General features: G+C 43.1%; 14 protein-coding genes. 8 read left to right on the top strand and 6 right to left on the bottom strand.

The window, feature by feature from the left end; all coding sequences use genetic code 11:
* Position 1: 1 nt before the first annotated feature.
* On the bottom strand, positions 2–790 hold the full coding sequence (locus tag ACP14Y_RS11685) for an enoyl-CoA hydratase/isomerase family protein (protein WP_424963142.1): 789 nt from the start codon (positions 788–790) through the stop codon (positions 2–4).
* 45 nt (positions 791–835) lie between these two features.
* Positions 836–1,786: an NAD-dependent epimerase/dehydratase family protein gene (locus ACP14Y_RS11680; RefSeq protein ID WP_424963141.1), complete on the bottom strand. Its 951-nt coding sequence runs from the start codon at positions 1,784–1,786 to the stop codon at positions 836–838.
* Between the two features lie 32 nt (positions 1,787–1,818).
* Between ACP14Y_RS11680 and ACP14Y_RS11675 the strand changes: the two genes are divergently transcribed.
* Positions 1,819–2,124, top strand: coding sequence for a hypothetical protein (locus ACP14Y_RS11675; protein ID WP_424963140.1), 306 nt, complete (start codon positions 1,819–1,821; stop codon positions 2,122–2,124).
* A gap of 1 nt (position 2,125) precedes the next feature.
* Positions 2,126–3,316 (top strand): glycine C-acetyltransferase, encoded by a 1,191-nt coding sequence (gene kbl / locus ACP14Y_RS11670; protein WP_424963139.1) that lies wholly within the window; start codon positions 2,126–2,128, stop codon positions 3,314–3,316.
* Between the two features lie 53 nt (positions 3,317–3,369).
* Here kbl and cdaA read toward each other — a convergent pair whose 3' ends face one another.
* Together cdaA and folP are read right to left on the bottom strand one after the other, a co-directional pair.
* Positions 3,370–4,242 (bottom strand): diadenylate cyclase CdaA, encoded by an 873-nt coding sequence (gene cdaA / locus ACP14Y_RS11665; protein WP_424963138.1) that lies wholly within the window; start codon positions 4,240–4,242, stop codon positions 3,370–3,372.
* A complete protein-coding gene (folP, locus tag ACP14Y_RS11660) occupies positions 4,239–5,072 on the bottom strand; it encodes a dihydropteroate synthase (RefSeq protein ID WP_424963137.1) in 834 nt (277 codons plus the stop codon). The genes cdaA and folP overlap by 4 nt, the downstream gene beginning before the upstream one ends.
* A gap of 97 nt (positions 5,073–5,169) precedes the next feature.
* On the opposite strand from folP, the gene ACP14Y_RS11655 reads away from it, so the two are divergent.
* The 3 genes from ACP14Y_RS11655 to ACP14Y_RS11645 are packed head-to-tail and all read left to right on the top strand — an operon-like array spanning position 5,170 to position 7,273.
* The gene (locus tag ACP14Y_RS11655) at positions 5,170–5,718 is read left to right on the top strand and encodes a DUF1599 domain-containing protein (RefSeq protein WP_424963136.1); all 549 of its coding nucleotides are present in this window, start codon (positions 5,170–5,172) and stop codon (positions 5,716–5,718) included.
* Positions 5,715–6,809, top strand: coding sequence for a BT_3928 family protein (locus ACP14Y_RS11650; RefSeq protein ID WP_424963135.1), 1,095 nt, complete (start codon positions 5,715–5,717; stop codon positions 6,807–6,809). Before ACP14Y_RS11655 ends, ACP14Y_RS11650 begins: the two co-directional genes overlap by 4 nt.
* Entirely contained in the window at positions 6,806–7,273 is a 468-nt protein-coding gene (locus ACP14Y_RS11645) for a shikimate kinase (RefSeq protein WP_424963134.1), read from the top strand. Before ACP14Y_RS11650 ends, ACP14Y_RS11645 begins: the two co-directional genes overlap by 4 nt.
* Here ACP14Y_RS11645 and ACP14Y_RS11640 read toward each other — a convergent pair.
* Together ACP14Y_RS11640 and ACP14Y_RS11635 are read right to left on the bottom strand one after the other, a co-directional pair.
* Positions 7,270–8,802: an OmpP1/FadL family transporter gene (locus ACP14Y_RS11640; RefSeq protein ID WP_424963133.1), complete on the bottom strand. Its 1,533-nt coding sequence runs from the start codon at positions 8,800–8,802 to the stop codon at positions 7,270–7,272. The genes ACP14Y_RS11645 and ACP14Y_RS11640 overlap by 4 nt on opposite strands.
* A gap of 18 nt (positions 8,803–8,820) precedes the next feature.
* Positions 8,821–10,023 carry a hypothetical protein gene (locus ACP14Y_RS11635; protein WP_424963132.1) on the bottom strand — a complete coding sequence of 401 codons (1,203 nt, stop codon included), beginning with the start codon at positions 10,021–10,023 and terminating at the stop codon, positions 8,821–8,823.
* Between the two features lie 126 nt (positions 10,024–10,149).
* On the opposite strand from ACP14Y_RS11635, the gene proS reads away from it, so the two are divergent.
* From proS to floA, 3 genes are read left to right on the top strand one after another with little or no spacing between them, the layout of a single operon-like run.
* Complete coding sequence (gene proS / locus ACP14Y_RS11630) at positions 10,150–11,619, top strand: proline--tRNA ligase (protein WP_424963131.1); 1,470 nt, start codon at positions 10,150–10,152, stop codon at positions 11,617–11,619.
* The gene (locus ACP14Y_RS11625) at positions 11,619–12,089 is read left to right on the top strand and encodes an NfeD family protein (RefSeq protein ID WP_424963130.1); all 471 of its coding nucleotides are present in this window, start codon (positions 11,619–11,621) and stop codon (positions 12,087–12,089) included. Before proS ends, ACP14Y_RS11625 begins: the two co-directional genes overlap by 1 nt.
* Before the next feature lie 4 nt (positions 12,090–12,093).
* Positions 12,094–13,122 (top strand): flotillin-like protein FloA, encoded by a 1,029-nt coding sequence (gene floA, locus ACP14Y_RS11620; protein WP_424963129.1) that lies wholly within the window; start codon positions 12,094–12,096, stop codon positions 13,120–13,122.
* Positions 13,123–13,135 lie beyond the last annotated feature (13 nt).

Raw genomic sequence — 13,135 nt, 5'->3', positions numbered from 1 at the left:
ACTATTCCCCTTTAAAATTGGCTTTACGCTTTTCGAGGAAAGCAGTGACTCCTTCTTTGAAATCTTCTGTACCAAAGCACCCTGCAAAGGCGTTAGCCTCTGTCTGGTATCCTTCTACTCCTGTCTCGAAGTAGGCATTTACGGAATCAATCACCAATCCAATAGCAAGTGGTGCTTTGGAAGCAATTTTTGATAAAATCTCAACTGCTTTCGCGTGTGCTGACTCTTTATCTATTTCAACATAATTGGCCAACCCCATCTGTTCGGCTCTTTCTGCTGAGATCATATCTGCGCTCATCAGAAATTCAAACGCCCGGCCTTTGCCAATCAATTGCGTCAATCGCTGGGTGCCTCCATATCCTGGAATCAACCCTAAATTCACTTCAGGCTGACCAAATTTGGCAGATGAAACAGCTATCCGCATGTGAGCAGCCATCGCAAGTTCACAGCCTCCACCCAGCGCAAAACCATTGACTACTGCAATCACAGGGGTATGACAGTTTTCGATTTCCTGGAAAATCTCCTGCCCTTCCTCTGCAAACTTCCGTGCGTGCATTTCACTCAAACCAGTAAACTCACTGATATCAGCCCCGGCTACAAAAGCCTTGTCTCCAGCTCCGGTCAAAATAACCCCTCGGATGTCTCTTGGGTTGTCCTGCACATATTGAAACGCATCTTTCAATTCGAGCATGGTAGCCCTGTTAAGTGCATTCATTTTACTCTCTCTGTTGATGGTAATGGTGAGAATGCCATCAACTAGGTCCAGTGCCAGATTTTCGTATGATTCCATTTGGTTGATCGATTTTTCGTGACGGAAAGAAAAAGGAAAATTGCCTTAATCAAAAACAATTGTGTCTTTCAAATTGGTGATCATCGTCTCTACCAACTCCTTTAAACCGTATTGGTGCTGCCAGCCCCAATTGTTTCTGGCTGCACTGTCATCTATGCTTCCAGGCCAGCTATCGGCAATTTTTTGCCTAAAATCAGGCTGATAAGTAATCTCAAAATCCGGATAATGTTTCTTAATCTCCAGGGCAATTTCTTTCGGAGTAAAGCTCATTGCGGCGAGATTATATGAGCTTCTGACTTTTACATTTTTTTCATCCGTTTCCATCAATTCTATGGTTGCTTTTACTGCATCATCCATGTACATCATAGGCAGCATGGAGTCTTCTGACAAAAAACATTCATATTTTTCTCCTGCAATCGCCTTATGGAAAATATCCACCGCATAGTCAGTGGTCCCCCCTCCGGGCATAGCTTTATACCCAATCAACCCTGGGTACCTCAGGCTTCTGACATCCACTCCACATTTCTCGTGATAGTACTCACACCATCTTTCTCCAGCTAATTTCGAAATACCATAAACGGTGTTCGGACTCATTACAGTATTCTGTGGTGTATTTTCTTTCGGTGTGTCGGGACCAAAAACGGCTATGGAGCTTGGCCAGTAAATTTTATTCAATCGATCCTTTCCTGCATCCAACACCGTCAGCAAGCTTTCCATATTTAGCTGCCAGGCAAAATGAGGATTTTGCTCTCCCTTAGCGGACAGGATAGCTGCCAGGTGATACACCTGATTGATTTGATGCTTCTCAAGAATCATATCAAAAGATTCCTTATTCATGATGTTTAGCTTTTCATAAGGACCATCCTTGAGCAGATCTACGGGATCGTCTAATAAATCCGATGCGATCACATTTTCTACTCCTTTTAATTCTCTTAGCTTAAGTGTGAGCTCAGTGCCCAACTGTCCACATGCACCAATAATCAGGATTTTATCCATTGGGGTAATTGTTGATTTTTTGAAATTTAGGATTGGCAAATTTACACGCCATTAGAAATCTCGCTTCCATTAAATTTGCTACAATGGAGTTTGCAGATTACCTGAAAGAGAAAAAAATTGATCCGAATAAATTCAAAGTGGGCGATCCCGATCAGTATGATGAGTTTAAACGAATTTTTGATCAGGTACACCCAAACAGCTTCACTCAACAAAAGCTTTTCTTGATAAACAATATACGCAGAAGCTACAAGCTAAAAGAGCAGCAGGAAGTGAAAAAGCCGGCTGCAGCCAAAGCCATGCGACCGAAAATAAAACCTTTAAAACCCAAAACAAGCTGACATGTACAAATCACTGAAGCCTAGATTAGAGAAAGAAATCGAAGAGATTAAAGAAGCGGGACTTTATAAGAGGGAGCGAATCATTGCTTCCCCTCAGGCAGCTGACATCACATTGGAAGATGGCTCACACGTAATCAACTTCTGCGCCAATAACTACCTGGGGCTTTCTTCGCACCCCAAAGTAATCGAAGCAGCTAAGACGACCATCGATTCCCATGGGTTTGGTATGTCCTCCGTACGATTCATCTGCGGAACACAAGACATTCACAAGGAGCTCGAAAGAAAGATTTCTAAATTTTTGGGGATGGAAGACACCATCCTTTATGCTGCGGCTTTTGATGCAAACGGCGGAGTGTTCGAGCCGCTTTTGGGCCCTGAGGATGCAATTATCTCAGACTCACTAAACCACGCTTCCATCATCGATGGGGTTAGATTATGTAAAGCTGCTCGATACCGATACAAAAACAATGACATGGCTGACCTGGAGGAGCAGTTGAAGGCAGCCTCTGGTGCCGAGGTGAAAATCATCGTTACCGATGGTGTTTTCTCCATGGATGGCACGATTGCACAACTAGACAAAATCTGTGATCTGGCAGATAAATATGATGCCTTGGTAATGACTGATGAATGCCACTCAACTGGATTTATTGGTAAGACCGGGCGTGGGGTACACGAATACAGAAACTGCATGGACCGGGTAGATATTATCACAGGAACACTGGGCAAGGCACTTGGAGGTGCATCCGGAGGATTTACTGCAGCCAAAAAAGAGATTGTTGACATTCTACGTCAGCGTTCACGTCCGTACTTGTTCTCAAATACATTAGCTCCTTCGATCGTTGGTGCCTCGATCGCAGTGATCGATATGCTGAGCGAGACCACAGAGCTCCGGGACAAACTGGAGGACAACACGAAATACTTCAGAGAACAAATGACCGCTGCAGGTTTTGACATCAAACCGGGTGAACACCCGATCGTACCTGTGATGCTCTATGATGCGAAGCTTTCGCAGCAGATGGCTGACAAACTTCTGGAACGAGGGATATATGTCATTGGCTTTTACTACCCGGTGGTACCAAAAGAGCAGGCTCGAATTAGGGTACAGATATCTGCAGTACATGATCGTGAGCACCTAGATAAAGCCATACAGGCATTTACAGATGTGGGTAGGGAATTGGGAATCTTGAAGTAAAAAAATGTAAAATCATAGTCGAGAATCCTCACCTCTGGTGAGGGTTGCTTTTTTTAAGCCACCTCTTCTTTAATCTCAGCTTCCAGGGTGGCCTCTTTCTTTTCCTTTTCTTTTTCCTTCTTCAACTCTTTGGGCTCGTTGAGGTATTTGTTGATCTGGCGTCTGAGCTCCTGTGCGGAGATGTTATGCATCACCTCCCCATTTTGCATGGCAGAAATCTGACCAGTCTCTTCAGAAACCACAATAATGAATGTTTCGGTGTTTTCAGACATTCCTAAACCAGCTCTGTGTCTGAGTCCATACTGTGCAGGAACATCTCGTTCAGTAACTGGAAGAATACATCGGGCAGCCACAATCCGATCTTTATAGATGATCACAGCTCCGTCATGAAGGGGACTATATTTATTGAAAATAGCTAATAATAAACGCTTGGAGAGTAAGCTATCCATCTCGTCACCTGATTCAGCATAAAATTTGAGAGGTGAATCTTCTGATAGTACTATGAGAGCGCCTGTATTAGAACCGGCCAACGATTTTACAGCTTCCACGATTGGAGTAATATTGGCCCGCTTGGCTTTTCCATTCTGGGTCCAGAACCGAACGTTTTTGAAGAATTTTCCCTCTTCGAAGATATTGGTTCTACCGACCAGCAAGAGAAATTTTCTTATTTCCTGCTGAAAGAGAATGATGACAGCAAGCACTCCAACACCCATAAATTGCCCAAGTATTGTACTCAACAATTCCATCTGCAGGGCATTTACCACGAGGTAAATCAAATAAATAGACAAGAATCCAACGAATACTTTAATCGCTACACTTCCCTTCATCAGCTTGTACACCTGAGCCAATAGGAATGTGACCAGAAGAATATCCAGGATATCTTTCCAGCCTATATCTAAAAATCCTATTTGAAACGCAAAAATCAACTCAGTTCGTTTACAAGTTTAATCGCCTCTACAGTTTCTCTTACATCATGCACACGCAAAATTTGTGCGCCTTTTAACAAAGCTACGGTATTTAACACCGTTGTGCCATTCAAAGCTTCCTCAGCGGTCGAATTAAGTGTTCGGTAGATCATGGACTTGCGCGAAACACCAACTAGTAGTGGCCGATCAAGGTGGTGAAAATGATCCAGCTTGCCTAGCAGATCAAAACTTTGTTCGGCGGTCTTGGCAAATCCAAACCCCGGGTCTATTATGACATCCTTTATACCTAACCGGTTGCAATCATCTAGCACTGATGAAAAATATTTCATTGCTTCATGAAGCAGATCATCATACTTAGTCAACTCCTTCGTGGTTTGTGGGGTTCCCTTCATATGCATCGCCACATAAGGAACACCCAATTCAGCTACCGCAAACAGCATCTGGTCATCCAGGTGACCAGCCGAAATATCATTCACTAAAGATGCGCCGACATCCACCGCTTGCCTTGCTACCTCTGATCGAAACGTATCAATAGAGATTATGGCTTCAGGAAATCGATCGACGATCGTTTTGATGGGATCAATCACCCGATCCAGTTCCTCCTCAACCGAAATATCTGTAGCTCCAGGTCTTGACGAATACCCTCCGATATCCAAAAATGTTGCTCCTTCTTCAAGCATTTTTTCTGCGACCTGAATGATTTCTTTTGTAGCACCCTTTCTGCTTTCCTCAAAAAAAGAATCTGGAGTTACGTTGATTATTCCCATCACTTTAGGTGATGAAAGGTCAATCATTTCTCCTCGGATATTGATGCTATGTTTGGGACTCAATGGATTAGTTTTGTTGTTTCAAGTCTACAGATGACAGTCGATAGCCGACAGTCACTACAAATCTAATCTGTGGACTAAGTACTGACGACTGTTGACTATGAAAATTGAAACTGAACAACAATACAAGGAGATCATTTCCAAGTGCAAAGAGATTTTTGAGAAGAAAACCAAAGATTATGGCACTGCATGGCGCATCCTGCGACTTCCCTCCATCACTGATCAAATTTTCATTAAGGCACAACGCATTCGATCCATACAGGAGAAAGGAGAGAATAAGGTTGGTGAAGACATCAGCAACGAATTCATAGGAATCATCAACTATTGCATCATTGCGGTCATTCAAATGAAACTCAATGGAACCGAAGACATGGAAATTCCATTTGACAAGCTGGAGCCCATGTACAATCAGGTGGCTGATGATACACGAAATTTATTGTCAGCAAAAAATCACGATTATGGAGAAGCCTGGCGTGATATGCGCGTGAGCTCTATGACAGACATTATCCTGATGAAATTGATGCGTGTGAAACAAATTGAAGACAATGCAGGTAAAACATTGATTTCGGAAGGTATTGATGCCAACTACCAGGATATGATCAATTATTCTGTTTTTTGTTTGATCAAATTGAAAGAAGGAGAATCATGAAGATTATCAAAGAATTTGCTCGATATGCTGTAGGAGCACTTTTCATTTTTTCAGGAGTCATCAAAGTGAATGATCCGGTAGGTACTGCGATCAAGCTGGAAGAATATTTTCAGGTCTTTGCAGCAGATATCGCTCCGTTTTTTGAATGGTTTGTACCAGCTGCACTATTTCTAAGTGTAGTTCTGAGTGTAATGGAGGTGGTTTTAGGAGTAGCGCTGATTATTGGATATCGTATGCGCATCACATCATGGATTCTCCTGGCCATGATTGTATTCTTCACGTTCCTCACCTTCTACTCTGCATATTTCAATAAGGTGACCGATTGTGGCTGTTTTGGAGATGCCATCAAGCTCACGCCTTGGCAATCGTTCTACAAAGACATTATCCTGCTGATCTTAATTGGAGTAATATTTTGGAAGAAGGACTCTTACAAACCCTTACTCGGGCCTATTCTACAGGAAGTTAAAATTATTGGCACAACACTATTTTTTACTGCAATAGCCATTTATGCCATTCTGCATTTGCCATTCATTGATTTCAGAGCTTATAAAGTGGAGAATCACCTACCCTCTTTAATGAAAAATTCAGCACCTCTGAAGTATGTGTACATCATGGAGAAAGATGGAGAAACCTATGAGTTTGAAAATTACCCCTCAGAAGGCGGGTATGAATATGTAGATGCAAAGCTGCTGAACCCGGAGGCAGCAGCGAAAATTACGGACCTAAACGTGTGGCAAGGTGATAATGACTATACGGATGCGTTGCTGTGGGGAACCAAACTGATTATCATCATTCATCAAATCGAAAAGACATCAATGGATGAAATTGACCGTTTGAGAAATCTGACCATCCAAAATCCCCGATTTGATACCTGGATTCTTACCTCGTCCGGATATGAAAAATTTGAAGCTTTCCGTCATAAGCATCAACTGGCTGCTCCTTATTTTTTTGCGGATGCAACGGTACTTAAAACAATGGTAAGATCGAATCCTGGCGTCTTGCTTTTGAAAGATGGAACTGTGCTGGCAAAGTGGCACTACAACGACACACCACTTGCAGATGATGTGGTTGAAATACTCAATCGCCAGTGAAAAAAAGAGTTTTCTTGATCGGGCTGCCAGGTGCTGGCAAGACAACCATGGGTCTTGATCTGGCAGTAGACTTGGGTATTCAATTTGTAGATCTGGACCAGGACATAGAAAAAGCCTGTAAGCAAACGATCAGTGAAATCTTTGAGGAAAAAGGCGAGGCACATTTTCGTCAACTGGAAAAACTGCACCTGGAGAAGGTGTTGGATGAGCTGGATGAATTTGTGATGGCCACCGGAGGTGGTACTCCCTGTTTTTTCAATAACCTGGAGACGATGAAAAAAGCCGGAATCACCGTGTTTATCAATACGCCGATAGATCAAATACAAAAGCGGCTGGAGAAAGACACAACACGTCCACTCATGAAGTCTACGACGCTGCAAGAGCTTCTATCCGAAAGAAAAGAATGGTACAGTCAAGCTGACCATACCATTCAGAAATACAAAGAATTGATTAAGCTTTTCTAAAAATTCAACCCGAAGGTCACAGATACGGTAGTATTTCTTACATCTGATGTAGCTACCGGTTGATCCGTGGCAATGAAATAAGGTACCGCCTGTACCTGATAAGCACTGGAAACAACCGCGAAATCAAGGAAATAATCAAATGTTCGATATCCGAAACCAAAGGTCACGTTGGTACGATCCTGAAGATTAGAATTTTTAACTGGATCCGGAAAAAACGCATATCCGGCTCGTAACCTGAAATTATCAAATCTGTATTCTCCACCCACACGTACATTCATTACCGACTCGTATGTATTTTCAATTGCATCATTGTCGATAGAAGTCGAAAAATCATCTGAATTCAGATTCGCTCTTCCATAGTCCACAAACTCAAGGTCTCCGGATAGGAAACCATTTTTTCCAACAAATAATGCCGCCCCGAGTCCAATCCTTGAAGGTGACCGTAACCTATACTTATTGACAAATAATGCACTTTGATAGGGGTCAATGGTAGCCAAATCATAAGTGACCGGCTCACCATCCACTTCTTCTGTAACAGTAGTTCCTGCCTCCCACTCTGCATCCAGATCCACAAAACTCTCCTCATCAATAGAGATGAAGGAAGGAGATGTGTAGCTTGCACCAATAGTCAGAAATTGAACGGGTCTGAATATCGCTCCAAAGTTGAAATTCACACCTCTACCTCGAGCTTCGATCTCATCATCTATATAAATGGCTGTGAGCGAATCCTGGCCATCTATAAAATTGAATTCTTCATAGGCTCTTTCCTGTTTATAATTCAATAGCTGCACACCCATTCCTCCACCAAAATAGAATATATCATCATAATTCCCTCCCCAGGCCATGTTTACCTGATAGTGGGAGCCTCTTTGCTTGATTGTTTCACTCTGGTCCGGAAATCCCCCAACATTGGAGGTATAAAAATAGCCTTGAGCGTCCTCTTCTTGGTTGATTAAAAACTGATCATATGCCGCAAACTCCAATTCAGAAAGATCATCCAGTGACTTAGAACCATCGTTGGCACCAGTAAAAATATTGTCGAGAATGGAATTTGAATCGTTGCGTCCCTGGTAGGTCCTGTTCAAATGGTAGGAATTATTTCGGCTAATGGAAATCGCTAATGATCCACCTTTGAATTTATCATCGGTAAATCTTCCCTTACCAAAATTGATAACAGCACCAATGTTGGCAAAATTGAAATTATTCTTAAAGTTTTCTTCCGACCCAAAACTTTGAAGACCACCACCACTGAGTATTCCATATTCGGTATCAGCATTAATGAAGTCCAGTGATGGGGTGAAGACAAACACACTTTTATTGAAGAAACCCAATCCGGCAGGGTTAGAAACCGCCGAGCTGATATCTCCACCCAGAGCTATTTGCGCACCTCCAATGGACTGCATGCGCGCAGTGCTTCCCAGGCTGTAGTTGATATTACTGAACCGATAGGCATCCTCGTAATACTGCGCATTGGATATAACTGAATATCCGAAAAATGAAAGTAAAAGTATTGTTAGCTTCTTTTTCATTTAATTCAATCCTTTTTATTAATTCCCTCCTCTTCTGCTGGAGCTTCTTCCTGAAGAAGACCGAGAACCAGAAGATCGGCTTGACGATGAGCTTCTTGATCTACTTACCGAGCCTGAACTTCTGGAAGGGCTCGAAGATCTAACTGACGAACTTCTGCTTCTTGAAGAAGCCGGAGGTGAGTAAGATCGGGTTCTCGTATTACTTGGCCTGGTATAGTTCGTGTTTGTATTCGACCTGCTATTATTGATCAACCTAGAGTTGGAGTTTGAATTGGTTGTTCTCGAATTTATAGAGCTTGACCCACGAGAAGCACCACTGTTATATCTACTACTTCTCGATTGATTTAGATAATCTGCCTGTTGTCTGCTATAACTTCTACGGCTATTAACTGCTGCATCAGTAGCTACCGCAGCTCCTCTTCCAGATGATGATCTGCTTTCTCTTGAAGAGACAGACCCCCTGGTGGCTCTTGAACTTCTCACAACATCTCTTCCACGTCTATAACCATTATCCACCATATATACAGGTCTTCGGTAATAAGGCGGACACCATATCGAACCGGCACCCCAGCCCCATCCGTTCCAGGCCCAGCTGTTCCAACCCCAGCCTGCATTCCAGCCCCATCTTGGACCCCACGCGTTCCATCCCCACCATGGATCCCAGAAAGGATCATACCAGGGGTTGCCCCAGGCGTTTCCGTAAGAAACGGACCAGAAGCTGCCACCCCAATTATTGAAACCGAAACCTACATTCCATCTTGGACGATTCCAGTTGTTCCAATTATCGTTATAGTAATTATTTATAATGACCGGCTGATTGTTGTCCGGGTTATCATAAACAGTGGCCTGTGGATTGCTGAAATTTGGATTACGCTCTGTGCCATTGATGTAGGCGCTTTGGGTTTGTTCAGATATGTAGTCTTCTTGTGTTTTTTCTGGAGCATAATAATCCAGTGATTCTTCGCTCACATCCATTGTAGGATTGGTCTCCTGAAACTGACGGCCAAGAAAACTGATCGCTTCCACCTCATTCGCCACAGGTTCATATACTGACTCTTCATGTGCGGCACCATAAGAAGGGTTCGCCATTTCAGTCTTTTTCTTCTTCTGTTTCTTTCGATCCTCCTTAGTGAAGTACAGGTCGTCGTACTCCTGGCTAAATGCTCCGATCATTGAAACACTGAAAAAGGTTACTAGAAAAATGTTTAAAAACTGTCTCATGACTCCTCCTTTTTTTATTTAACGATCTCCAGGGCTTCTCTGTTCGACTCCTCCGCTATATTTGCCATCCCTTAAGAAATCTTAGTACAAAAGGAGCAAACTCCATACCAAAAGAAATAAGACTACATGGCTAAAGCGATTCCATCACGTTCGGAAGATTACTCTCTATGGTATAATGAATTAGTAAAAAAGGCCGGATTGGCAGAAAATTCTCCTGTCAGAGGCTGTATGGTTATTAAGCCTTACGGGTTCGCTATATGGGAGAAAATGCAACAAACGCTGGACCAGATGTTCAAAGATACCGGGCATGAAAATGCCTATTTCCCGCTATTGATCCCAAAGTCCTTTTTAAGTAAGGAAGCTGATCATGTAGAAGGATTTGCCAAAGAATGCGCAGTAGTAACCCATTACCGACTCAAAAATGATGATGAAGGAAAAGGTGTAGTGGTAGACCCAGAGGCACGTCTGGAGGAAGAGTTAATCATTCGACCTACATCTGAGACGGTCATATGGGATTCGTACAAAAACTGGATCCAGTCCTACCGGGACCTTCCTATTTTGGTAAATCAATGGGCCAATGTGATGCGCTGGGAAATGCGTACCCGTTTATTTCTTAGAACTGCAGAATTCTTGTGGCAAGAGGGCCACACCGCACATGCTACAAAACAAGAGGCAATTGATGAAACACATCAAATGCTAAATGTATATGCTACGTTCGCTGAAGAGTTTATGGCTATGCCGGTGATCAAAGGAGTGAAAACGGAGAGTGAACGATTTGCCGGGGCAGTAGACACCTACTGTATCGAAGCAATGATGCAGGATGGCAAAGCGTTGCAAGCGGGAACATCACACTTTCTTGGGCAGAATTTCGCTAAGGCCTTTGATGTGAAATTTGCTACCAAAGAAGGAAAAGAAGAATTGGTTTGGGGCACATCCTGGGGGGTGAGTACCCGCTTAATGGGCGCTCTGATCATGGCTCATTCCGACGATGATGGATTGGTGCTTCCACCGAAGCTGGCTCCAATCCAGGTTGTGATCGTTCCAATCTATTTTAAGGATGAGGATCTTACACGAATCAAAGAGGTGGTTGACCCAATCCTTTCAGATCTTAAATCCAAAGGCATCTCGGTGAAATTTGATACGAGAGATACGCACAAGCCTGGATGGAAATTCGCTGAGTATGAATTGAAAGGCGTGCCGGTCCGTATGGCTATCGGGCCTAAAGACCTTGAAAAAGGAACGGTGGAGATCGCTCGAAGAGATACGAAAGAAAAATCTTTTCACCCAATAGATAGTGCCGTGGATCACGTGGCTCAATTGCTAGAAGACATCCAGGAAAATATTTACACCAAGGCAAAGAACTTTCGTGAAGAGAATACGCGTGAAGCGGACACATACGACGAATTCAAAAAGTTAGTTGAGGAAGGATTTGTTTATGCTCACTGGGACGGAACAGCCGAAACGGAAGAGAAGATCAAGGAGGAGACAAAAGCAACGATTCGATGCGTTCCGTTGAATCAGAAAAAGGAGGAGGGAAAGTGTATCTTTACCGGCAAACCTTCAAAAGGAAAAGTACTTTTCGCTAAAGCATATTAATGGAATGGTTAATCATTATCGGGTTAATGCTATTGGGCACATTTTTAATCGTGGCTGAAATTATTTTTGTACCCGGAACAACCATCGTAGGTATTCTTGGGTTTGTTTTTTCTGCTTATTGCATTTATCTGGGGTATGATTATTTCGGCCCCACAACCGGAACACTCATTTTAATAGTTGGGCTTCTGCTCAATATCGTCGCTTTGGTAATTGCTTTCAAGGGTCGCTCATGGGAACGATTCTCACTCAAGGGCACGATGACGGGCAAATACAATGACGACTTTAAATTTGATGTGAAAGTAGGTGATAAAGGAACTACGATTTCATCACTAAAACCAATCGGTAAAGCCATCTTCGATGATCATGAAATAGAAGTTAGATCGAATGGTGGTTATGTCGATGAAAATGTAGAAATTGAGGTCTTGAGAGTAGAGTCCTCAAAAATTTTTGTACAACCTGTAAAAATCTAAAATCATGGGTAGCAGTGTAATGCTCATCTTACTTGTCGTTGGGGGAATTATCCTCTTTTTTATATTCCTCTACTTTGTTCCGGTCAATCTCTGGATTACGGCTATATTCTCTGGTGTTCGTGTTGGTCTATTGGAGCTGGTTTTCATGCGAATCAGAAAGGTACCACCATCGATCGTGGTAAACTCTTTGATCACCGCAACAAAAGCAGGCCTTACCATACAGGAAACAGATGGAAGCGAACCCCGGCAGCTTCGAACACAAGAACTGGAAACGCATTATTTGGCAGGAGGTAATGTTCCTCAGGTCATCAAAGCATTGATCTCAGCAGATAAAGCAAACATCAACCTTACTTTCAAACAGGCTACCGCGATTGACCTTGCGGGAAGAGATGTATTTGAAGCCGTTCAAATCTCAGTAAATCCGAAAGTAATCAATACGCCTTCGGTAGCTGCCGTTGCAGCCGATGGTATACAGTTAGTAGCCAAAGCAAGGGTAACCATTAGAGCCAATATCCAGCAGTTAGTTGGAGGTGCCGGTGAAGAAACCATTCTTGCTCGTGTGGGTGAGGGAATTGTAACCTCCGTGGGTTCAGCCTCTACTCATAAGGAAGTATTGGAAAACCCTGATAAAATCTCCAAACTGGTACTTCAAAGAGGGTTAGATGCAGGTACAGCGTTTGAAATCCTTTCCATTGATATCGCTGATGTTGATGTTGGGGCCAATATTGGAGCGAAACTTCAGACCGATCAGGCGTCTGCCGACTTAAAGGTTGCTGAAGCCAAAGCAGAAGAGCGTAGAGCCATGGCTGTTGCCGAGGAGCAAGAGATGGTGGCTAAAGCACAGGAAGCAAGAGCCAAAGTGATCCTTGCAGAAGCCGAGGTGCCTAAAGCCATTGCAGAAGCATTCAGAAGCGGAAACCTTGGAATCATGGATTATTACAAATTCCAAAACATTGAAGCAGACACGGACATGAGAAGCTCCATTGCAGGATCTGGTAGTAAGAAGGGCGGATCTAGCAAGAAGAAAGACTAAACCATGACTAACC

The sequence above is a fragment of the Ekhidna sp. genome (assembly GCF_965247405.1).
GTDB lineage: Bacteria > Bacteroidota > Bacteroidia > Cytophagales > Cyclobacteriaceae > Ekhidna.
This window is presented reverse-complemented; position numbering and strand designations above follow the sequence as displayed.

Bases quoted from the DNA above. Each gene is read 5' to 3' on its own strand.
- ACP14Y_RS11685 (WP_424963142.1), bottom strand. From the start codon at position 790: ATGGAATCATACGAAAATCTGGCACTGGACCTAGTTGATGGCATTCTC.
- ACP14Y_RS11680 (WP_424963141.1), bottom strand. From the start codon at position 1,786: ATGGATAAAATCCTGATTATTGGTGCATGTGGACAGTTGGGCACTGAG.
- kbl (WP_424963139.1), top strand. From the start codon at position 2,126: ATGTACAAATCACTGAAGCCTAGATTAGAGAAAGAAATCGAAGAGATT.
- ACP14Y_RS11655 (WP_424963136.1), top strand. From the start codon at position 5,170: ATGAAAATTGAAACTGAACAACAATACAAGGAGATCATTTCCAAGTGC.
- ACP14Y_RS11650 (WP_424963135.1), top strand. From the start codon at position 5,715: ATGAAGATTATCAAAGAATTTGCTCGATATGCTGTAGGAGCACTTTTC.
- ACP14Y_RS11640 (WP_424963133.1), bottom strand. From the start codon at position 8,802: ATGAAAAAGAAGCTAACAATACTTTTACTTTCATTTTTCGGATATTCA.
- ACP14Y_RS11635 (WP_424963132.1), bottom strand. From the start codon at position 10,023: ATGAGACAGTTTTTAAACATTTTTCTAGTAACCTTTTTCAGTGTTTCA.
- proS (WP_424963131.1), top strand. From the start codon at position 10,150: ATGGCTAAAGCGATTCCATCACGTTCGGAAGATTACTCTCTATGGTAT.
- ACP14Y_RS11625 (WP_424963130.1), top strand. From the start codon at position 11,619: ATGGAATGGTTAATCATTATCGGGTTAATGCTATTGGGCACATTTTTA.
- floA (WP_424963129.1), top strand. From the start codon at position 12,094: ATGGGTAGCAGTGTAATGCTCATCTTACTTGTCGTTGGGGGAATTATC.